At 58.9% G+C, this 20,063-nt stretch carries 17 protein-coding genes; 7 read left to right on the top strand and 10 right to left on the bottom strand.

Features of this window, described 5'->3' with window-relative positions; genetic code table 11:
* Nucleotides 1-96 precede the first annotated feature (96 nt).
* Entirely contained in the window at nucleotides 97-1,137 is a 1,041-nt protein-coding gene (locus J2887_RS10340; RefSeq protein WP_227175921.1) for a zinc-dependent alcohol dehydrogenase family protein, read from the bottom strand.
* A 147-nt stretch (nucleotides 1,138-1,284) separates the two neighbouring features.
* Between J2887_RS10340 and J2887_RS10335 the strand changes: the two genes are divergently transcribed.
* Nucleotides 1,285-1,752 carry an Lrp/AsnC family transcriptional regulator gene (locus J2887_RS10335; protein WP_069185031.1) on the top strand — a complete coding sequence of 156 codons (468 nt, stop codon included), beginning with the start codon at nucleotides 1,285-1,287 and terminating at the stop codon, nucleotides 1,750-1,752.
* A gap of 285 nt (nucleotides 1,753-2,037) precedes the next feature.
* Here J2887_RS10335 and J2887_RS10330 read toward each other — a convergent pair.
* Nucleotides 2,038-3,170, bottom strand: a protein-coding gene (locus tag J2887_RS10330) for an IS3 family transposase (RefSeq protein ID WP_227175920.1) whose coding sequence is annotated in 2 segments (ribosomal slippage) — nucleotides 2,038-2,900 and nucleotides 2,900-3,170 — 1,134 coding nt in all. Because the reading frame shifts where the segments join, the coding sequence is not laid out codon by codon here.
* Complete coding sequence (locus J2887_RS10325; protein WP_227175919.1) at nucleotides 3,100-4,053, bottom strand: replication endonuclease; 954 nt, start codon at nucleotides 4,051-4,053, stop codon at nucleotides 3,100-3,102. Before J2887_RS10325 ends, J2887_RS10330 begins: the two co-directional genes overlap by 71 nt.
* Nucleotides 4,054-4,316: 263 nt before the next feature.
* Between J2887_RS10325 and J2887_RS21840 the strand changes: the two genes are divergently transcribed.
* The 3 genes from J2887_RS21840 to J2887_RS10310 all read left to right on the top strand — a co-directional run bounded on the left by J2887_RS21840 (nucleotide 4,317) and on the right by J2887_RS10310 (nucleotide 6,125).
* Nucleotides 4,317-4,577 carry a DUF2442 domain-containing protein gene (locus tag J2887_RS21840; protein WP_227175918.1) on the top strand — a complete coding sequence of 87 codons (261 nt, stop codon included), beginning with the start codon at nucleotides 4,317-4,319 and terminating at the stop codon, nucleotides 4,575-4,577.
* A gap of 41 nt (nucleotides 4,578-4,618) precedes the next feature.
* Nucleotides 4,619-4,918 carry a hypothetical protein gene (locus tag J2887_RS10315; RefSeq protein ID WP_227175917.1) on the top strand — a complete coding sequence of 100 codons (300 nt, stop codon included), beginning with the start codon at nucleotides 4,619-4,621 and terminating at the stop codon, nucleotides 4,916-4,918.
* Between the two features lie 307 nt (nucleotides 4,919-5,225).
* A complete protein-coding gene (locus tag J2887_RS10310; protein WP_227175916.1) occupies nucleotides 5,226-6,125 on the top strand; it encodes an alpha/beta fold hydrolase in 900 nt (299 codons plus the stop codon).
* Between the two features lie 159 nt (nucleotides 6,126-6,284).
* Here J2887_RS10310 and J2887_RS10305 read toward each other — a convergent pair whose 3' ends face one another.
* Both J2887_RS10305 and J2887_RS10300 read right to left on the bottom strand, forming a co-directional pair.
* Nucleotides 6,285-10,862, bottom strand: a complete 4,578-nt coding sequence (locus J2887_RS10305; protein WP_227175915.1) for a kelch repeat-containing protein — start codon at nucleotides 10,860-10,862, stop codon at nucleotides 6,285-6,287.
* Nucleotides 10,863-11,322: 460 nt separating this feature from the next.
* Entirely contained in the window at nucleotides 11,323-13,287 is a 1,965-nt protein-coding gene (locus tag J2887_RS10300; RefSeq protein WP_227175914.1) for a PA14 domain-containing protein, read from the bottom strand.
* A 241-nt stretch (nucleotides 13,288-13,528) separates the two neighbouring features.
* Between J2887_RS10300 and J2887_RS10295 the strand changes: the two genes are divergently transcribed.
* Nucleotides 13,529-14,353 (top strand): DUF2059 domain-containing protein, encoded by an 825-nt coding sequence (locus J2887_RS10295; RefSeq protein WP_227175913.1) that lies wholly within the window; start codon nucleotides 13,529-13,531, stop codon nucleotides 14,351-14,353.
* A gap of 40 nt (nucleotides 14,354-14,393) precedes the next feature.
* Here the strand turns inward: J2887_RS10295 and J2887_RS10290 are convergent, their stop codons facing one another.
* From J2887_RS10290 to J2887_RS10280, 3 genes are read right to left on the bottom strand one after another with little or no spacing between them, the layout of a single operon-like run.
* Nucleotides 14,394-14,975: a DUF192 domain-containing protein gene (locus J2887_RS10290; protein ID WP_227175912.1), complete on the bottom strand. Its 582-nt coding sequence runs from the start codon at nucleotides 14,973-14,975 to the stop codon at nucleotides 14,394-14,396.
* A gap of 2 nt (nucleotides 14,976-14,977) precedes the next feature.
* Nucleotides 14,978-15,739 (bottom strand): ABC transporter permease, encoded by a 762-nt coding sequence (locus J2887_RS10285; protein ID WP_227175911.1) that lies wholly within the window; start codon nucleotides 15,737-15,739, stop codon nucleotides 14,978-14,980.
* Nucleotides 15,740-15,765: 26 nt separating this feature from the next.
* Nucleotides 15,766-16,686 carry an ABC transporter ATP-binding protein gene (locus J2887_RS10280; RefSeq protein WP_227175910.1) on the bottom strand — a complete coding sequence of 307 codons (921 nt, stop codon included), beginning with the start codon at nucleotides 16,684-16,686 and terminating at the stop codon, nucleotides 15,766-15,768.
* Nucleotides 16,687-16,864: 178 nt separating this feature from the next.
* Here J2887_RS10280 and J2887_RS10275 point away from each other — a divergent pair, with 178 nt between their 5' ends.
* Both J2887_RS10275 and J2887_RS10270 read left to right on the top strand, forming a co-directional pair.
* A complete protein-coding gene (locus J2887_RS10275; RefSeq protein WP_227175909.1) occupies nucleotides 16,865-17,332 on the top strand; it encodes a hypothetical protein in 468 nt (155 codons plus the stop codon).
* Between the two features lie 62 nt (nucleotides 17,333-17,394).
* Nucleotides 17,395-17,691 carry a hypothetical protein gene (locus J2887_RS10270; protein ID WP_227175908.1) on the top strand — a complete coding sequence of 99 codons (297 nt, stop codon included), beginning with the start codon at nucleotides 17,395-17,397 and terminating at the stop codon, nucleotides 17,689-17,691.
* 105 nt (nucleotides 17,692-17,796) lie between these two features.
* On the opposite strand, the gene J2887_RS10265 is transcribed toward J2887_RS10270, so the two are convergent.
* Together J2887_RS10265 and J2887_RS10260 are read right to left on the bottom strand one after the other, a co-directional pair.
* Nucleotides 17,797-18,399 carry a hypothetical protein gene (locus tag J2887_RS10265; protein ID WP_227175907.1) on the bottom strand — a complete coding sequence of 201 codons (603 nt, stop codon included), beginning with the start codon at nucleotides 18,397-18,399 and terminating at the stop codon, nucleotides 17,797-17,799.
* Nucleotides 18,400-18,596: 197 nt separating this feature from the next.
* Entirely contained in the window at nucleotides 18,597-20,063 is a 1,467-nt protein-coding gene (locus J2887_RS10260) for a PhnE/PtxC family ABC transporter permease (RefSeq protein WP_227175906.1), read from the bottom strand.

Here is a 20,063-nt window from a genome sequence, read left to right as displayed (position 1 = left end):
CTTCTCATAGTCTCAGCGTTCGAAGATCTCTATTTCCGCTGCTTTCTGAGTGCATTGATCATGTTTAACTACTCACGACACATTGGATCCTTGCAGTTAGAAACTCGTGATTACAGTTGCGCCGAGAGACTGAAACTTGTCCATGTTAATGAGGGCCTCTGGAGCTTCTTCCAAAGAAATCCTATTGCCGACAAGGCGGGACGGATCGAGCTTGCCGGAGCTGATCATGTCCAGCATCGCACCATAACGATATGCTTGCATGCCATGGGAACCAAGAACTTCCAGTTCCTTACCAATCACCTTGGCCATCGGGACTTGCGGTGTGGTGTGATCTCCCAGCATCAGGCCAACCTGGATGTGCTTCCCGCGTGGTCGAAGATTTTGAATTGAGTTGAAGCAGGTCATGGGATGGCCGAGGGCATCCAAAGACACATGAGCCCCGCCTTTGGTCAATTCAATGACAGCCTCAGGCACGTCTGCCACAGCTGCCCCGTTCAGGGTTGCAACTGCTCCCAAGTTCTTTGCCAATGCGAGCTTTTTGTCATCTATATCGATTGCGATCACATTTGCGCCAACAGCATTTGCGATCATGATCGCAGATAGACCGACTCCGCCACAGCCATGGACCGCAACCCATTGTCCGGCACTTACCTTACCTTGATCGACAACGGCCCGGAACGAGGTGGCAAACCGACACCCAAGACTGGCTGCTGTCGCAAAGTCCATATTTTCGGGTAAGGCCACAAGATTTAAATCAGCTTGGTGGATACCGACGTACTCGGCAAAGGAACCCCAATGAGTAAAACCTGGCTGTTCCTGATTGTGGCAAACCTGCTGATGACCAGCATGGCATTCCGAGCATGAACCGCAACCGGAAATAAAAGGGACGGTCACACGATCGCCAGTTTTCCAGTTGGAGACGTTCTTGCCAACCGCAGTGATCACTCCAGCCAGTTCGTGTCCGGGCACATGGGGTAGATCGATGTCTTTGTCGTGCCCCATCCAGCCGTGCCAATCAGATCGGCATACACCGGTGGCCTCTACTTTAATGACCACGCCATGTGTTTCGGGGGTTGGATCGTTCACCTCAACGAGCTTGGGTAGCTCCTGAAACTTCTCAATCAGAACGGCCTTCATGGGGTGCTTTCCTCTTTTCAGTGAATGCTTCGGATTCTCTATGTTAATTCCGACAGCCTGAAAATACCTTGCTATTCACACTACAAAATTGAGACAAAATGAAATAGTCTTTCAATAGATAGTTTCTTAATAAATGGATCTTTCTAAATGTTCAAAATTGATAGAGTGGATGCCGATATTCTCGATATGCTCCAAGAGAATGGAAGGCTATCCAATGCCAAGGTAGCGGGGCGACTTTCGATAAGCGAAACGCCATGCTGGCGTCGATTAAAGCGACTTGAGGAGAGCGGAGTAATCGCCGGGTATCAGGCAGTCCTGGATCGGCGAGCGCTAGGTCTGGGTGTCTTGGCGTTCGTCCAGCTAGGGTGTAATGAGCATAGCGAGGAAACAACAGAGGAATTTCAACGGATTATTCAATGCAGCCCGAACGTTCTTTCTTGCCACAACACGACTGGCGAGGCTGATTTTCTTCTCCAAGTCGTTGCTAAAGATCTGGATGATTACAGTCGCTTCGTCGAACGTGTATTGCGGCGATTGCCAGGTGTTACGAGCATCCGATCCAACGTCTCCCTGCGCGAACTAAAGTCGTCCAACAGGCTACCGATACCGATTTAGATGGCGGAAATTGAAGAGGTCTCAATGTTCGCTTTGCGACCATAGTGATCGAAGACTGGTTCACGCAGGTTGCTTGTGCAGCGTACAGTTATTGACAGAACTCCAAGGAGGCGCGTTCGCGCCTCTTACTGCAACTCCCCCAAGCTCGATAGCCTGGTCGCGGTCCTCAGACTGAGTGTTGCGACTGATTGTCCACTCATAGATTCTGGTAACTACTTGAGGTGGACCCAATCAGTTGGACAACCTGATGGTGTCCCTAAGCTATGATTCGGTTGTTTCCCTGGCTCAGGCTGCCAGAGAGATGGGTTGCCCGTAGTACGCCTCATCGGGCGTTTGGTATTCAAGGGTTTGGTGGTACCGGGTCTGATTGTAATGCCGAAAGTACCGGTGGAGCGCCTGTTTCAAGTGGTGTCCATCCTCGAAGGCTGTGAGGTAGACGCACTCGTGTTTGACGCTGCGCCAGAGCCGTTCCACGAAGATGTTGTCATGGTAGCAGCCCTTGCCGTCCATGCTGATCCGGATGTCATGATCTTTGAGAACGCCTGTGAAGGCTTCACTGGTGAACTGGGCACCCTGATCGGTGTTGAAGATCTCCGGCGTTCCATGGCGCTGTAGGGCCTCCTCCAGAGCATCGATGCAGAAGTCTGTGTCCATGGTGTTAGAGACCCGCCAGGACAGCACCTTGCGGCTGTACCAGTCGATGACGGCGACCAGGTGCATGAAGCCCCGGGCCAGCGGAACGTAGCTGATGTCAGTCGCCCACACCTGGTTGGGGCGGTCGATCTTCAGCCCTTTGAGCAGGTACGGATAAACCTTGTGCCCATCACCCGGAATGCTGGTCCTGGGCCTTGGATACACCGCCTGGATGCCCATGGTGCGCATCAGCCGCTGCACCCGCTTGCGGTTTATCCGGTGGCCCTGGCGTTCCAGGTGGACTCGCATCTTACGAGAGCCATAGTACGGCGTTTCCAGATACTGCTGGTCAATCAGGTACATCAGATCCAGATCCTCCTGACATTGCTCACGAGGGACGTAGTACACCGATGAGCGGCTCAGCTTGAGCAACTCACACTGGCGCACAATGCTGACTTGGGGATGACCACGCTCGATCATCGCCAACCGGCGTTGACGGCTTACTGATCGAGCTTGCGCGACAAAAAATCGCGTTCCACTGTCAGTCGGCCGATCTCGCGATAAAGCTCGTCAGAACTGGGCTCGCTGGACTGTTTGCCGGTCTTCTTCTTGCCTTCGAAGAGGTCCGGGGCATTCTCCAGCAGCTCGCGTTTCCAGTTGCTGACCATGGTCGGGTGAATCTCGAACCGGGCAGCGATTTCAGATGTGGTCTGGTCACCCTTGAGCGCGGCCAGAGCGACTTTGGACTTGAATGATGCGCTGTATTGCTTGCGTTTCTTGCTCATGATTCTCCTCCTTGTGGAGATGATGAATCAGAGCTTGGGCACCTGTCCAAAATTTGGGGTCCACCTCAACTCTCCCAGCAGAACCAATCAAGCCGTGGAGCTTTTGCGCGACTTCATAATATTTGGTCTCGCTGGGCCTCGGGATCATAAGAGCTCGTAAAGGCATGTCCTTCTGAGGAAGGCAAACACCGCCCATCAACTCTACGTAGCGTTTCCATTCTCCGTTGTCGGCGGCCTGTTCCAAATCTGCGAGTAGCCCTTCTTTTAGCTGCTCCGTATTCCTTAGGCGCCGGAGTTCGCGATATACCGTTACGCTTGGAGCACCCATGAACTGGAACTGGCGAATACCCCAGATACTAGCCCAGGCTCTGATTCGGGCAGCCGATTCAACAGCGTCATTGCCGTAGGAATCTTCGCCTACCTCATAGCCGTCGATCGATTTGGAGATATATTTCGTTACGTAGCCCGTGGCTCGACCTTTTTCCGGGTCAATTTCCTCTATCACAAATCGGTTCTCGGCGGCGCCATGTTCTTCTCCATCCTCCTGGAGTGCGTGCTCGCGGAATACCTGATTTGCTACTGGAATAGCTTCCTTATCCATGAACATGAGCAGGTGCCAGTGAGGTGTGCCGTCGTGGTGGGGCTCTACCGTTCTGATTCCGTACCAATCAATACCTTTTCGTTGCAGAGCCGCACGTACGCGAGCCCCCTCTGTCAGCCTAGTTGCGGCGATTTTCAACCCAGTTGTCCAGTTGGCGGTTTTGATAGGCTGGTCCGCCCGTTTGGCACAGGGGTCATTCATCGCCTCAATAAAGCCAGCCCAATCGCTTTTATCCACTGCTTGTCGGGCCTTCTCTACAACCTCATCATCGGCATGCTCCAAGCGGCGCAACTCACGCCAGACGGTTAAGGGTGGTCCGCCGACCTGTTAAAACTGACGGATTCCATAGACTTTGGCCCAGGCACGAATACGGGCGGCAACGTCTTTGGTCAGGATTCCATACCAGTCCTCGACATCCTCGCAGTTTTCCTGAGCCTTCGCGGTCGCTGCGCGTTCACTCTTGCCACATCGAGTCATGCCGTATAGATTTTCTCCGACTTCTTGGTATAAATCGTATCGCTTCCTAAGCGATTAAGAGGTGGTCAATGTCAGAGCTTTTGATTACATCTGCAAGACATATAATTGGCCATGTATTGGAGATAAAGTTTAACGATGGTTATTCTTCGGTTGTTGATTTTGAACCATTCATATTCTCTTCCAAACATCCAGACTATGAGCCTTACCAGTCGATTGAAACGTTCCTGAACTTCGACATTGTGGATGGCAACTTAAACTGGGATGACTATACGATGATATTTCCAGTAGCTGACCTTTATCAGAATCGAATCATCCGACTCCCGGAATAAACGCCTTAGTCGGGTGGCAACCGGTTTCAGGAGATAAAGACATGGATGACGGTTACATCAAATCTGCCACCGCAACAGTGCAGAATGGCGTGGCAAAAGCCGACGGCAAGCTCTCAGTCACTACAAGCAGTATCCATTTCGAGCCTTACAACAAGGAATTTGGGCTTGGTCCATACGAACTGGACCGGAACGCGGTGGTAAAGGTTAAAAAATGCTGGGGCAAGGGGGGTGGAATCCTTCCGGTCACCTCCGATGGTATCGAGCTGACGCTGGAGGACGGGAGCGCGTATCAGTTCATTGTCGCCAACCCGGACGATTGGCTGGCGCTGCTTGGTCGATGAACTGCAAGCGAATCAAGATCGACCAGGCTGAAGACTGAAACGGTAGAGCGCACCTCCACGCCCGACTCCATCCGCTCCAATTGCGGTAGGAGGGGCACAGAGGCACGCTCCAGCGAGATACTCGGCAATGGGCCCGTTAGAGTCAAGAACCCCGGCCTTCCTGCCGCAACAAGTGTGACAAGCAACCTGTTCAAACTGCACAGGACTTCACGAGGTCATCAACACCTGCTTCAATGTCGGTTTTGGTCCCGCCGGGGACCGTTTCGCCAGTCGGGTAGGCCGTCTGGCGCCGATACAAGGAGTACGGATGGACCCGATACCAACGAAGACCCTGCACTGGCAGACACCTGCGGGCGCAAGGCGCACCGTCACCTGGATGGAGGCAGGGGACCCCGGTGGTTTTCCGCTGATTTACGCCCACGGCAATCCCGGCTGTCGGCTGGAGCTTGAGTTTTTGCACCTGTCAGCCAAGGCCCATGGCTTTCGGCTGATCACCATGGACCGGCCCGGTCTTGGCGGCTCTTCGCTGGTTCAGCCCTACGATCTCACCCGCTTTGCCGCCGACACCGAGCGGCTGGCTGACGAGCTGGGGCTGGCTGGTTTTGCGTTGATGGGCTGGTCCAGTGGTGGGCCAATGGTACTGGCAGCCGCTCACGCTCTGCCGGAACGGGTGCGGGCAGTGGCGGTGGTCGCCAGCTACACCAATTTTGGCGACTGGCCGGAAGGCAAGGAGTTGCTGGACGACTTCCAGCTGCGTGGTCTGGTGTGGCTTGAAGATCGCCCGACTCTGGCAAACCGGGTACTGTCTGTGGTGCGCTGGACGGATCTGGAGTTGCCCAACTTCTACCTCAAGCTGGCCAGGAGAGAGATGGCCCCCAGCGACCGCCAGCAGTTGGAGGACGATGCCCGCGCCGACCTGTTCATCCGCATTCAGCAGGAAGCGCTGCACCAAGGTGTGGAAGGCGCCATGCTGGATCTGGAGATGCAGTGGCAGCCATGGCCGTTCAGCCTGCGTGAGGTGGAGGTACCGGTGCAGCTGTTTCAGGGTCGGGCCGACACCTTTGTTCCCTGGCCGTTTGCCGAACACATGATGGGCGCCCTGCCGCGGGCGCAGCTCACACTGGCTGACGAGTACGGCCATCTGATGCCCATGGCGCCGGAGGTGCAGCGCCGCATGTTCCGGTCACTGCAGCCGTTTTGTCAGTAGCTCAGCGAACTGATCCGAGGTGCTCCAACAAGACGGGGCACTGAACGCCTTTCCCGACCCGGCCATCCGGACCATCGGCCCGCCGGGTCGGGGACGCCACTCGCTTGCCCCTGCTTGTTGTGATGCATTCCGTGCATCACGTTTTATCTCCACGCCTGATCAGTACTGCATCACCTCTACGGTCTGGGAGAAGGACGTGCCCGAGGAGATGCCACCGCCAACAATGTAGAGCCGATCCCCCAGGGTGGCGGTGGCGGCACCGTGCTTGGGTGCCGGCGACTTGGTCAGGCTGCGCCAGCTGTTGGTGGCCGGATCGTATTCCTCGGCCTCCTCAAACACACCGGAGGCGGCGTTCGGGTCCTGCTCGCCACCGATCACCTGCACCTTGTTGTCCAGGGTGCCGACGCTCATTGCCCGGCGGCCGGTGGGCATGGGCGCGCCCGCGCTCCAGTTGCCGGTACCGGGGTTGAAGATCTCCACCGAGGTCAGCGTGGGATCGGCGCTGGCGCCACCGGCATCGCGGGTACGGCCACCGAAGACGTACAGCTTGCCATCCACGGCCGCAGAGCCCGGATTGTCGCGACGGGTCTGCATGGGCGCAACGCTGCTCCAGCTCTGGCTGCCGGGGTCATAGACCTCCACCGAGGCCAGGGACGCGCCGTTGTCGTCCATGCCACCAACCACGTAGATCTGGCCATTGATCACCTGGGCGGTGGGGCCGGAGCGGCCCACCGCCATCGGCGGCAGTGAGGTCCAGCTGTTGCTGCCGGGGTTGTACACCGCGGCGTTGGTCACTGCACCGGAGAACGGACCGGTGGAGCCGCCAAAGACGTACAGCTGGCCGTTGTGGGCAACCACCGCCGGGTTCTCAACGCCAACGCCGGGCAGGTCCGCGCCCTGGCTCCAGCTGTCAGTGCCGGTGTCGTAGATCCACAGACTGTTGAGATGGCCGGTGTTGTTCTTGCCGCCCACCGCGTAGACCCGGTCGCCAATGGCGGCGCCTGAGGCGTCCAGCAGTGGCACTGGCGTATTGGCCACGGTGCTCCAGCAACCCAGGCTCACGGGCACCAGGGTGGTGAGCTTGTTGCCGCCGAATTCACCCACAAACAGAGTGCCACCCGGGCCCACCGTCATTGGCAGTGGATCGTTGAAGCCGGTGATCAGGGGGCTGCCGTCCACGGCCACCGTACCGGCCTGTCCCAACTCGACGCGGAACACATCGTCACCCACCGAGTAGTTGGTGATCAGCAACTGGCCGTTGAGATACTCGCCCACGCAGCCGGTGCCACCCTGGAACTCGACAATAGCGTTGGACGACTTGTGATCTCCCAGGTTGAACAGCGGCGGCACGTAGTTGGGCAGCGGCGCTACCTGCTGGTAGGAGCCGTCTTTGAACACGCACTCGTCACGGTAGGGGTTGGGGTGGCCGTAGTAGTGGTCCTGCTCGATCAGTAGCAGCAGATCGGGCTGGGTACCGGGGTTGTGGCCGCCATCCAGGTAGCTTGCGGTATCGCCAAACCCGAGGCACTGGGGCTGCGGGGTGGGCGGGTAGGTACCGGTCACACCCAGGCCGTTGTCGGTGGCGTACATGTTGCCGTTGGTGTGGAACACAAAGTCATAGCTGTTGCGCAGGCCGGTGGCGTAGGTCACCACATCACACGGCGGTGGCCCGTAGATGTCGGAGGTGTTGGCACAGCTGCCATCGAACGACGCCGAGAACACGTTGGCCACCAGGATCGCCGCGCTCAGCGGTTGCTCGGCGCGATCACCAAACTCCGAGTTGGAGTTGTTGGGCGCCCCGGCGCCGGTGTTGCCGCCCATGGCGATGTACAGCTGGTTGTCGTCCGGGCCGAAGTGAATGGAATTGATGGAGTGGTTGGCAATCGCCCGGGGCAGGCCGGTGATGACATGGTTCACATCGGCAAACCCAGCACCGCCCAGAGTGGAGACCATGCCCGAGTTGGCCTCACCGTTGTTGACGGAGGGGCTGGAGTGGGCCACCCAGAGTTCCACGTTTGAGGCGGTGGAGAAGGGCGAGACGGTAATGCCGAGGGTAAGGCGGTTACCGACACTGTTAACCAGGGTATCAATCACTTCGTCGTCCACCACGTTCATGTTGGCATCAAACGTGAGCGCGTGGATGGTGCCAAACAGCTCGGTCACGTACAGCCGGTCGTCCGGGCCCCAAACCATCGAGGTGGGGAAGCTGACGTTGTAGTTGCGGCGGATGAAGTCCACCACCGAGTTGGGCGACAGCGTGGTACCGCCCACCTGCAGGGTGAACTCGTCGAACCGGTACACCGCAGGCTGTGGCGCCTTGCGATGGGTGGCAAAGATGCCGGTGAAGCTGCGGGTGCCGATTTCCGGATCGATACCGGCGGCGTCGAAGCTGAAGAACTCATCCGGGGGCGACAGTGTGCCCACCTGGATGGCGTTGCCGTCCTCGATCTTGTACCCCAGATCGACGTTGCGCTGGTACGGATTCACCTCCAGAAACAGGGTGATGTCGGCGTCGGTGAGGCCGTCAACCCGAATGTTCTTGGTGGCCTCGGTGACACCACCCAGCTCCATCAGGTAGTGCAGGATCAGTCCCCGGGGCGTCGACATCACCACCAGCTTGATGTAGTGATCCTCGTCGTTGCCAAACCACAGCCCGGCCTGCTCGTAGTTGCCGGTACCGACCGGCACATCCAGCATCTGGGCGGTGATCAGGGTGATCTGGTTGGGAGCGGCAAACCCCACCCCGAGCGCATTATCCAGATCGTTCTCGGTGCGGTACTGAATGCCCTCGGTGGTGGTGAATTCCAGCACCCCCTCAAGGAACTTCATCTCCAGGTTGCCGGGGATGTAGCCGCTGCCGTTGGAGGGCTTGTCCAGCCAGGTAAAGCCGGTGCCCCAGCCATTCTTGTCGGCAAAGTAGCCCTGGCCCTCGGTGAAGGTGAGCTGGTAGGGCAGATCCACTCGCACGTCTGAACACTGAACCGGGGCGCACTTGCCGCTGCTGGACAGCGACATGGTGACCGGCACATCAACCGAAGGGCCCGATGCCGGGGTGATGGTCAGGATTGCGCTGTAGCTGCCTGAGGCCTGGCCGGTGCTGTCCACGCTGACCTCCACCAGCTCCGGCGTGGTACCGGACGTGGGCGTGGCCGAGAGCCACGGCATATTGGTGCTCACGGTGAACGGCTCGTTGCTGCTCTGGGAATGGCTGACGTCAAGAGTCTGGCTGGCGATGGCGGCATCCGGCGCGCCGGTGAAGGTGAGGCTGGTGGGCGCGACCAGAATGCCGTGGTTGCCTTCGGTGATGGTAAAGGTGAAGGCCAGCGAGGCCGGATTCAGTCCGGTTGCTTCGGCAGTCACCGTGCCATTGTAGGTGCCGGCGGCCAGGCCGGCGGGATCGGCGATCACGGTGATGGTGGCCGGGGTGGTGCCGGAGTCGCCGGTGGCACTCAACCAGGGTGCGTCCGAGCTCAGGGTGAAGGTGGGGCTGCTGCCATCGGAACTGGTCAACTGCACGGTGTGCTCCGCCACCGTGGCGTTGTCCACGTGGCGGGAGTCGGCGAGACTGCCCTGACTGAACGACAGCGTTGGGGTGTCATTGGCGACGCTGAAGAAATCCGACAGCACATGGGTGCCGTTGTCGGTGGTGACCACCTCCGCGGTCAGGGTATGGCTGCCATCGGCCAGTGTGGTGGTATCAAACGGCTGGGCCTGGGTACTGGAGCCACCTGCAAGATCGTAGGGCGCCAGGTTCTCGGTCTGGGTGGGTGTGCCGGTTGCCTGGGGATTGTCCAGGTAGAAACGCACCTGGGAGACGTTGCCCAGGTCCGGCACAAACACATAGATGTCGCCCACGACCGTCGCGCCGTTGAGTGCAGTCGGATTGCTGCGATCCGGAGACGGACTGAGCATCAGCTCAAACTGGCTGGGCTGGTCCGGGATCACCTCCAGCTCAACCTGCATGGAGCCGCTATTTGCTCCGCTGCCGGTGGCTGTCACGGTGGCGGTGTAGTTGCCCGGGGCGAGGCCAGCCGGGTCCATGGTCAGGGTGACCGATAGGGGAACCGTACCGGAGGTGGGGTCAACGGTCAGCCAACTGGCGTCGTCTGACAGGAACACCGTGTCCGCAAAGGCCGAGGTCGCATCCACCGTGACCGACGTGGTCTGGGTACCGCTGTCGCTTTCCAGCGTCGTGAAAGAGGCACTGCTGTCGCTGAAGGTCAGGGACGGATTGGCGTTATTGACGGTAAACGCCGCAGACAGCGTCTCCAGGCTGTCGTCAGTGTAAGTGACCTCGGCGTACACCGCATGCTGACCATCCGCCAATTGGGTTGAATCGAAGGCGTTGCCGTTGCCATTGCTCGCCGTACCGTTGAAGTCGTACGGCGCCAGGTTCTCCGTTTTCCAGGCACTCGCCGGGGGCGGGGCATCCAGATAGAAGCGCACCCGCTTGACGCCAGACGCCGGACTGGCGTGAATATAGAGGTCGCCCGCCACTTCGCTGCCGTTCAACGCAAACGAGGCGGAGCGGTCAGGCAGGTAGCTGACCAGCAGGGTGGGCACCGCCAGGGCAAGTGCAGGCAGCGTCGCCAGAAGCATCAGGGCCAGTGCCACCCCGTATCGGGCCCGGGCGAACAACCCGGGCCCTGGTTGAATCATGCCGAGCCAAAGCATCCGAAATACGGTCGACATCCGCAAATGCCTGCCGTTGAGATCGTTGTGTTTGTTGTAATTCATCGGAACATCTCCTCACCGGCGCAGCAGCACCGTGGCAAAAGGAGCCGAGCCTGGCCTTCACTTCCCCGACAGCGTCAAGCTCGTACCCGCTTATAATAAAAAACAGGTAATAATATAAATAACCGCAGTACGTATTCATTCACTGATGCCTACGCATATTTGGTGCCAGAGACTGTTTAATTATGGAAATACCAACAAATATGGAGGGCATTTAAAAACCTGCTCATCGAATATGTAAGATTCTCTGACAAGACAGAAAACAATTCGTAAACATAACCGAATATCAGTCACCCGAAGGGGGAGGGAAAAGCAATGAAACGTAATTATGGCGATCTGCTTATTCTTGAAAGGGATAATAGAAATGCCGGATAAACGTGTTAATCAGAGTCTTCATAAAAACAGATAATAAAAAAGCCGCCCTGATGTGGGCGGCTTTCAGTGTCAGGCGGGTGCTGCAGGGTTATTTTACGTCTGCAGACACCACATCTGATTTATCACTCTCATTGTTTTTGGTATCAACCACCGAGACCGCAAAATACCAAGTGCCGGTTTCAGAGACCTCAATGGTTTTCTCCGTGAGATCGCTGGAAGCAGGCACCGAACTGGTCAAGTTGCCTGCGGACTGACCGTAGTAGATCTTGTAGGACTTGATCTCACTGAGGGAGAGGCCCTGACCATCGGTTCTGGTGCCTGGTGCGGTCCAGCTGACGGTAACGGTTTTAGCATCGGGTGGCGGAACCGGTTCCGGATCAACGATGACCGAACCACCTTCCACATCCTCAAGGGTGTAGGGATCAAGCCCGGACTGGTAAGCCTCCAGATTGGAGATACCACTGGTGTTGTTCACCAGACTGGCATCGGCGACATAGGCGCTCAGGCCATAACGCAGCTCCCAGCTGTCGGGAATACCGTCAGAATCCGTATCCTGGGTACTTGTCGACATTGGGTCGGGTGACTGCACCGTGTTCATCAGGTCCACCTGCTGGTCGGTGGTTGTATCTTCAATGGTCAGCCGGGCAAAGGCGCTCCCCGAACCTTCGTAGTTCTCCATGACCACGGTAACCGGCTCGCCGGCATTGAGATCGGTGTAGTAGTGGTTCTCCCGCTCACGGGCATCTCGCCAGTCGTCCACTACGCGCTCGCCATTAACGTAAAGGCGGGCACCGTCGTTGGTCCGGACAATGAACTTGTAGCGAACCGCACCACTGGTATGGGGCGGTGTGAACGAACCGCTCCAGCGGACGCTGAACTCATCCGAGGGCATGCCGTTCATCGGGGAGCCCCTATCCCAGTCGAAGTCGATAACGCCGTCTTCGCGGGTTGCGAAGAACTGGTCGAACTCGCGACCGTTGTAGTACTGCCCAGTGAACCCGGCCACCATTACATCCTCAACCACCGGGACTTCCTCCGCGCTATTGGGGGAGGTGCCGGCGAGGTATTCATCCAGATTGGAGTAACCGTCGTTATCCGCGTCTAGGGCGGCATCGGTGGCGTCGAGAGGGTTCATCTCAAACGCGAACTCGGCACCATCGGGGATGCCATCGTTATCGCTGTCCGGATTGCCTTCGGAGGTGCCGATGAGAAACTCATCCGCTGCCGCCAGGAAATCACCGTCCGGATCTGACGTTGCGTCACTGGCGTCGTTGGGGTTGAGGCCGTTGACCACCTCCCAGTTGTCATAGAGTCCGTCCTGATCCTGATCCAGTGGAGGGAACTCCTGCCTGAAGGCCAGGCCTTCACGACCATCCAGGAAACCAACGCGGTAGCCGAGCGAGTAGGCCCCTTCGTCAGAGACCGGGGAGTCGTCAACCGTGGTGGTTTTGGCGTAGGTGTGCAGATAAGAGCCATCGATGATCTGGCGGGTAAAGCCAGGCCCCTCCCAGGCAACGGTAAAGTGGTCAGAGCCGCCGCCTTCCTTGAAGCGAACTTCAAAGTAGTACTTGCTGTTGGCATCCAGCCTCTGAGGGCCGGACGTTTGTGAGCTGAATTTATCGAACTCGTACTGACCGCTGTAGCTGGGCACCGACGCAATCTCGACAGCACCGCTTGGCGAGTTGGAGCTGCTCAGGTGCAGCTGGGTCTCATCGTCACCGGACACGTAAAAGGTATAGTCCCCAGAAACGGGTGGCTGGATGTAGCCTCGAACGAGGGCGCCGTAGCGTCCTCCACGGTCCTTGGGCAGATCCAACTGGGTGAGTTCACCGACTTCGTCCGGGTTATCGGGGTACTGGGGCTGGCTGGTCATGTCAATGACGTCACCGCCGTCGAGTGAGTCAAAAAAGTAAACCTGAACCTTGCCAGGTTCGCTGGTCTCGGGAATCGCGGCGGTTGGTGGCAGATCTTCGATATTGCGGGTATGCCAGCTCTGGCACCCGCTGATCAGTATCACCGCGCCACTCAGTAGAGAAATCTTTGCAATAGACATAATCCACCCGCTGATTGGTATTGTGAACCGCCTGTTAAGTATTGTTTCAGGCTGTAATCGCTGCCAGTCGAAAGTAGGATTTTTTTGGTATTTGGAGTTGAGCCTTAGATCGGAAAATTCTCAGTCAGGCACGGATCAGGCGCGCTGATGCGGCCAATTGACGGCGAACGTCGATATTCCTGCCTATGCTTGGAGAAGCGCTGGCCACTCACTCCAAGCCCAACCGTCGGGAGGTTCCGCCATGACCGCTTTGAGGTTCACCGCCTGTTTCTGGCTGCTGCTGGCCTTCAGTCCGTGCGGTTACGGCAGCACCGCATCGGTGGCCGCCCTGATGGAGCGCTCAGGTCTCGCGGAGCAGGTTCAGCGGATACCGGCTTCCGTCCGTGCCGGTCTGGTTCACGCCCAGCGCCTGGGAGATCCGCTGCCGGAAGCCACATTTGATGCCATGATCAGCAGCGCCCGACGCACCATCGTCGCTAACGACATTCTGGCGGCGGTCGAACAGTCCCTGGCCCAGACGCTGAGCGAATCGGAGATCGAGACACTGCTGGCCTGGTACCAGTCGGATCTGGGACGGGAAATCATTGCGGCGGAAAAGCGGGTGACCTCGGAACAGGCCCAGGCTGAGATGTTCGCCACCGCGCCCAGCCTGTACCGGGACCAGCAGCGGGTCGCCTTTGCCAGGCAGCTGGACGACCTGTTCCAGGCTTCGGATATGGTGATCGGGCTGCAGGCCTACACCGGCACGGCGGTGTTCTCGGCACTTACGCTGGGCGAAACGCCGAACCACGAGGTGGACATCCAGGCGGTGCAGCAGCAGATCCTGAAAGAGATTGAGGCCTCCCGGCCGCTGGTGGAGCAGGGCATCGTGCTGTCGTTCCTGTACGCTTACCAGAACCTGGACATGGCCAAACTGGCGCAGTACCAGTCGTTTCTGGAACGGCCGGCCACCCGCCGCTTCAACGACACCGTGGCCGACAGCCTGAACCAGGCTCTGCAGGCCGGCATTACCGACTTCGCCCGTCACCTGGCGAAGCTGCTGTCCGGGGATCTGCGCCGTAGTTGATCAACGGTTGATCAAACGCTAAGTCAGAGTTGAACCAGAGTCAATCAGACGCGCCAGAAGGCGCACCTGCTGATGGCCGGTCGAGAAGCCCAGGCGGCAGGATCACCCGATCACCCACCGCAAAACCGTGTCGCTCGAAGTAACCCTGGTTTACCTCCAGGGCTACCGAGAACGAGGCGCCCGCCGGGTAGGTGGGGCAATCGTCGCCACTGGGGCAGGGTGCCATGGCGCGGATGGCCACGATCTCACCGCTGGCCTTGAGATACGCGATATCCAGGGGAATCAGGGTGTGATACATCCAGAAGCCGAAGTCAGCCGCTCTCGGGGCCGGGTAGAGAAACAGCATGCCGGCATCCGCCGCCAGAGTCTCTCGTCCCATCAGCCCCTTCTGGCGCTGGGCGGGAGATGCCGCGATCTCAACCGAGAGCGTTGCGCGCTGGCCATCCCGGGACACCAGCTCGAGCTGAGTCCGTTCAAGCGGCCGGGTCTGGCGGGGCTCTTCAACCGAATCGGCCTGGGGCGGCCGGCAGCCGGCCAGCGTTGCAATGAGCAATCCGCCGACCGCCAGGGCCAGGCTTGCCTGCCTGAGGTATTGCCACTGCCAATGCCGCCGCTGACCCATGGTCAGGTGCGCAGACGGTAGCCGGTCTTGAAGATCCACCAGATCGCGGTGAGACAGGCCATCATGAACACCAGAGTCATGCCCACGCTGATGCCCACATGGATGTCTGAAACACCGTAGAAGGCCCAGCGGAAACCACTGATCAGGTAGACCACCGGATTGAACAGGGTCACGGTCTGCCAGATCTCCGGCAGCATGTCGATGGAGTAGAAAGTGCCGCCCAGGAACACCAGTGGCGTCACTATCATCAACGGCACGATCTGGAGCTTCTCGAAGCCGTCGGCCCAGATGCCGATGATGAACCCGAACAGGCTGAAGGTGATCGAGGTAAGCACCAGGAAGGCCACCATCCATACCGGGTGGAGCACGTGGTAGTCCACGAACAGCCGGGCGGTAAGCAGAATGATGGCGCCGAGGATGACGGACTTGGTGGCTGCCGCCCCCACATAGCCCAGCACCACCTCAACGTAGGAGACCGGCGCCGACAGTACTTCGTAGATGGTGCCGGAAAACTTCGGCATGTAGATGCCGAACGAGGCGTTGGAAATGCTCTGCATCAGCAGCGACAGCATCACCAGACCAGGAATGATGAAGGCACCATAGCTGATGCCATCGATATCCCCCATCCGTGAACCGATGGCGGAGCCAAACACCACAAAATAGAGTGAGGTGGAAATCACCGGCGAGGCCACACTCTGCATCAGGGTGCGCCACATGCGGGCCATTTCAAATCGGTAGATTGCGCGAACGCCGTGTAGATTCATGTCAGTCTCCTGCCCGTACCCGCACGCTACTCGTGCACCAGTCCCACAAAAATATCTTCCAGCGAGCTTTCCCGGGTCTGCAGATCCCGGTACTCGATGCCCAGATCCCCAAGCTGTCGCAATAGGCGGGCAACGCCGGCCTGCTCCTGCTGGGCATCGAAGGTGTAGATCAGCTCGTAGCCGTCCTCCGACAGTGCCAGCGGCTCCAGTGCCAGTTCGCCCGGTAGGCTGTCCAGGGGCTGTTGCAGCAGCAACCGCAGCTCTTTCTTGCCGAGCTTGGCCATCAACTGGTCCTTGTCTTCCACCAGAATGATCTCACCCTGGCGAATCACACCAATGCGATCCGCCATTTCTTCGGCTTCTTCGATGTAGTGAGTGGTGAGGATGATGGTCACGCCATTGTTGCGCAGGCCCCGCACCATCTCCCACATGTCCCGTCGCAATTCCACGTCCACACCGGCGGTGGGCTCGTCCAGGAACAGGATGCGGGGTTCGTGGGACAGCGCCTTGGCGATCATTACCCGACGCTTCATTCCACCGGACAGCGCCATGATGCGGTTGTCACGCTTGTCCCACAGCGACAGGTCTTTCAGTACCTTCTCGATGTGAGCCGGGTTCGGCGCCTTGCCGAACAGCCCGCGGGAGAAGGAGACCGCGTCCCAGACCGTTTCAAAGGCGTCGGTGTTCAGTTCCTGGGGGACCAGCCCGATGCTGCTGCGGGCGGCGCGATAGTCGCGGACGATGTCATGGCCGGCGGCTTCAACGGTGCCGCTGGACAGGTTGACGATGCCGCAGATGATGCTGATCAGCGTGGTCTTGCCCGCACCATTGGGGCCGAGCAGGGCAAAAATTTCACCGCGCTCAATGTCCAGGTTGACGTTTTTCAGGGCCTGAAACCCTCCAGCGTAGACCTTGTTCAGATTCTTGACGGAAATATCCGGCTGCACGGTTACACCCCTGTATTGGGTCGATCAAAAGGCGAAAGTTTCTCATGGTTTCGTGTGGTTGCGGAAGAGGCGCCAGGCGTTACAGGACGACGACCATGGTAGGCTCCCTAGGAAGTTCGCCCCAAAACCTCCATAATGCCCCGCTTTCCACTGTTGGCCGGGGTAGAGGAGAGACACGTTGCTCAGAGGTATCGCAATCGCTGCGCTGATCATCGCCATTCTGGCGGCGGCTGTCCTGGGGCCTCGCTGGCTCATGCGGCAGACACCGGAAGATACCGGTCAAGGGCCCATTTCCAGTTGCAATCTGATCACCGAAGACTGTCAGTGGCAGAGTGACGGCGACCAGTGGCAGCTTGCTCTGAAGGAGCTGGCTTTCGTGAACGGTCAGCACCACTACCACATTGAGCTGACCACCACTGCCAACCCGGAGCGGCTGCACGGTGTGCTGAGAGGCGAATCCATGTACCTGGGCGAGTACCCGGTCCCCCTGAGCGCCACGGGCGAGGCTGGCCGCTGGGAAACCCGCTTTACCGCACCGCTGTGCACGGTACAGGACACCATGGTTTGGCGGATAGACTTGGAAAACCGCAGTGGCCCCCTCAAGAACGTCCCTTTTCGGCTGATTTTTGAAGCCAGTGGGCAGTGACAGCCGGCCAAATCGGTGTAGAATCGGCCCATCCTACGACCTATGGCTCATGGAAGACCCGAATGGAATATGCATCCAGCCTCCAAGGCGTCCTGCTGCGCAAGATTCAGAAAGCGGAACAGGACCTACTGCAACTGAAGCTCGATTACTGTCGATTCGTGTTTGGCCTGACTCATCGTTCGGAAGTCCGGGTTGGTGACCAGATCTTCCAGGTCATTACAGTCGACGTTGACAGCATGGCGCACCAGGCCGACGGCAGCTACACCCGGCCCTCTCTGTCAGGCATCCCCAAGGGCGAACCCGCCCAGACCCCACCGCAACCACTGGGCAATCAGTGGACCCTGGTTGCCGCCGAATAGCCTTCAGCCCAGCCCGGCAACCCCTAATCCCGCCAGAGCCCGTTTGGTCCGCGTACGCAGATCACCTTAGCCGCCGTTCAAACCGCAACGTAACCGGTCACACCCTCAGACAAAGGCGTAGCTGGTGATGGCGGTCATCAAGGCGTCGTCGGAAGGGACAAAGTGATGGTCACGCCAGTGGCTGGCACCGTCCAGGCCATGTCGGAAGCAGGCCAGCATAACTGAGGAATAGGTGAGGGTGGCCAGAGCCTGGTGGGCGCTAACCGGCGCCAGGCCAGTCTTGCGATGGATCAACTGCGCCGTGAGGCCGGCGATGGCCTCGCTGTGACGATCCTGAGGCGCGCACAACGCCACGGCCGCGCCGTACAGCCAGGCCAGGGCATAGCTCTGCAATGCCTCAGGGGCGTCGCCCAGATCCACTCCCTGTTCACGACAGACCCGATCCTGGAGGCCAAGGAGGATGTGCAGCTGGGTCAGCAGATCCGTGCGGTCCACGCCGAGGCGGCGCGTTGTGCGAGCCGGGGGCTGACTGGTGGCTGTCGGATACGAAGGCGCGGAAGGCATCGACATGACGCCGGCGTTGTCCAATGCCACCGAACGGCCAAAGGCCGGCCCTTCGGCTCTGGCCAGAGTTGTCATCCTGAATGCCAATACCCCCAACAGGGTCGCCAGTCCCAGTTCCATGGCCACTGCCAGATATTCGACCATTGCTCTTAAACCCACCGCGTAACATTAGTTACCTGCATTGTAACAATGCGTAACTTTCAGCCAAGCGAACGAGGGGGCCATTTGGGGCGGGAATCCGCCCTCATGTGTGGAACTGTGAACCAGGTGGCAGAGAGAACGTGACGCTACTGCTGAGCCGGCAAGTGGCGCAGCTAAGTCAACGTATCAACCAATAGGCGCTAGCAGGTTGGCAGGGTCTGCAGCGCCAGCCGTGCCCGAATGGTTCGGGAGAGTTTGTCGATCACCAGGTTCAGCAGGGCGGTAAAGACGATCAGCAACAGCGCCCGATCAAACTGGATGTTCTGGATGGCACTGTCGACGTAGAAACCGAGGGTGTAGATACCCAGTATGCCGAGAATGGCGGTCTCCCGCATGATGATCTCCCAGCGATAGAACAGCAGTGCCAGGAACGAGCGGTACAGTCGCGGTACCAGTTCGTAGCTGTAGCGGCCAAAGCCCCGGGGTGCATCGGGCCGCAACTGCAGCGTACTCGACTGGCGACCGACCAGGTGGGCGATGATACCGCCATTGTGCAGCGCCAGGGCGACAATGGCCGGCAGCATCGACGGCCCCCACAGCTGCAACAGAATGTAGGCCAGCACGTATTCCGGTGTGGAGCGCAGGATAACCAGCATCACATGCCCCCCGGTCCGTCGCACCGGCCCGGCGAAGTGTTTTGATATCAGCGGAAAGCAGACCAGCGCGATGATACCGGACAGCACCAGCGCCACCTGAGTCAGCACTAGGGTATGCCAGAGCCCGGGCAGGGCATCGCTGACTGCCACATCCGCCAGCCAGACCAGCAGTCCATCCATTCCCTCACCATGACGCAACGGTGCCGGCACGATGTCGGAGGTAAAGAACCGGGTGACGTTGCCCCAGACAATCGGAAAACCGTCTCCCAGGAAGAACGGCGCCGCCACGATGTAGGCGGGCAACAGCGGTCGCCGTAACCACAGCGGTATGGTGGCGATCAGCACGTAGAACAGGATCAGCATTGCGCCGGCTTCGGAGTACAGCCCCTGGGAGAACGAGGCTTCCAGATAGAACCCCAGGGTCGGCAGACCGACGAAGCCGAGGATAGCGCTGGACCGCAGACCACACTCCAGCCGATAGGCAGTGTAACTGCACAGCTGCTGCCAGCACTGGGGCACCCGGGTGTAGAGGAAGGTCAGCCAGGCGCCGGTGGCTGGCGGCAGGGTCCGGCCTGGTTCAGGGTCGGTCTCGTCCAGCATCTCGGAATACACCTTGGCGAAGATGCCGGTGTAGGGAATGGCAATGGCCAATACCCCGGTCAGCGGGTGAAAACCGAAGAACTGCAGGAAGATCAGCGCCCAGAACAGCTCATGGATGGCTCGCACAAACGCACAGCCCATTCGCACCGCACGCCAGCGGAACGCCAACGCCAGCAGAAAACCAAAGGTTGCCCCCAGGCTGACGCCGACAAAGGCAAAGGCCACGGTTCGCAGCAGCGCGGTTGCCAGCCCCTGGTAGGAGAAGAAATCCGGGGTCACCATGCCCAGGAAGAAGCGCCCCAGATCCCGCCAGGGGTTTACGGCGGTGATCGATATGTCGGCCACCATCAGGCCGGCCAGGGCAATGGCCAGGAAGATCAGGCTGGTACGAAGCGTGGGCGCCAGGGTCAT

It is taken from the genome of Marinobacter sp. CA1 (assembly GCF_020546665.1).
Lineage (GTDB): Bacteria > Pseudomonadota > Gammaproteobacteria > Pseudomonadales > Oleiphilaceae > Marinobacter > Marinobacter xestospongiae.
Note: the sequence above shows the minus strand (reverse complement) of the source record. Positions and strands in the feature narration are given on the sequence as shown.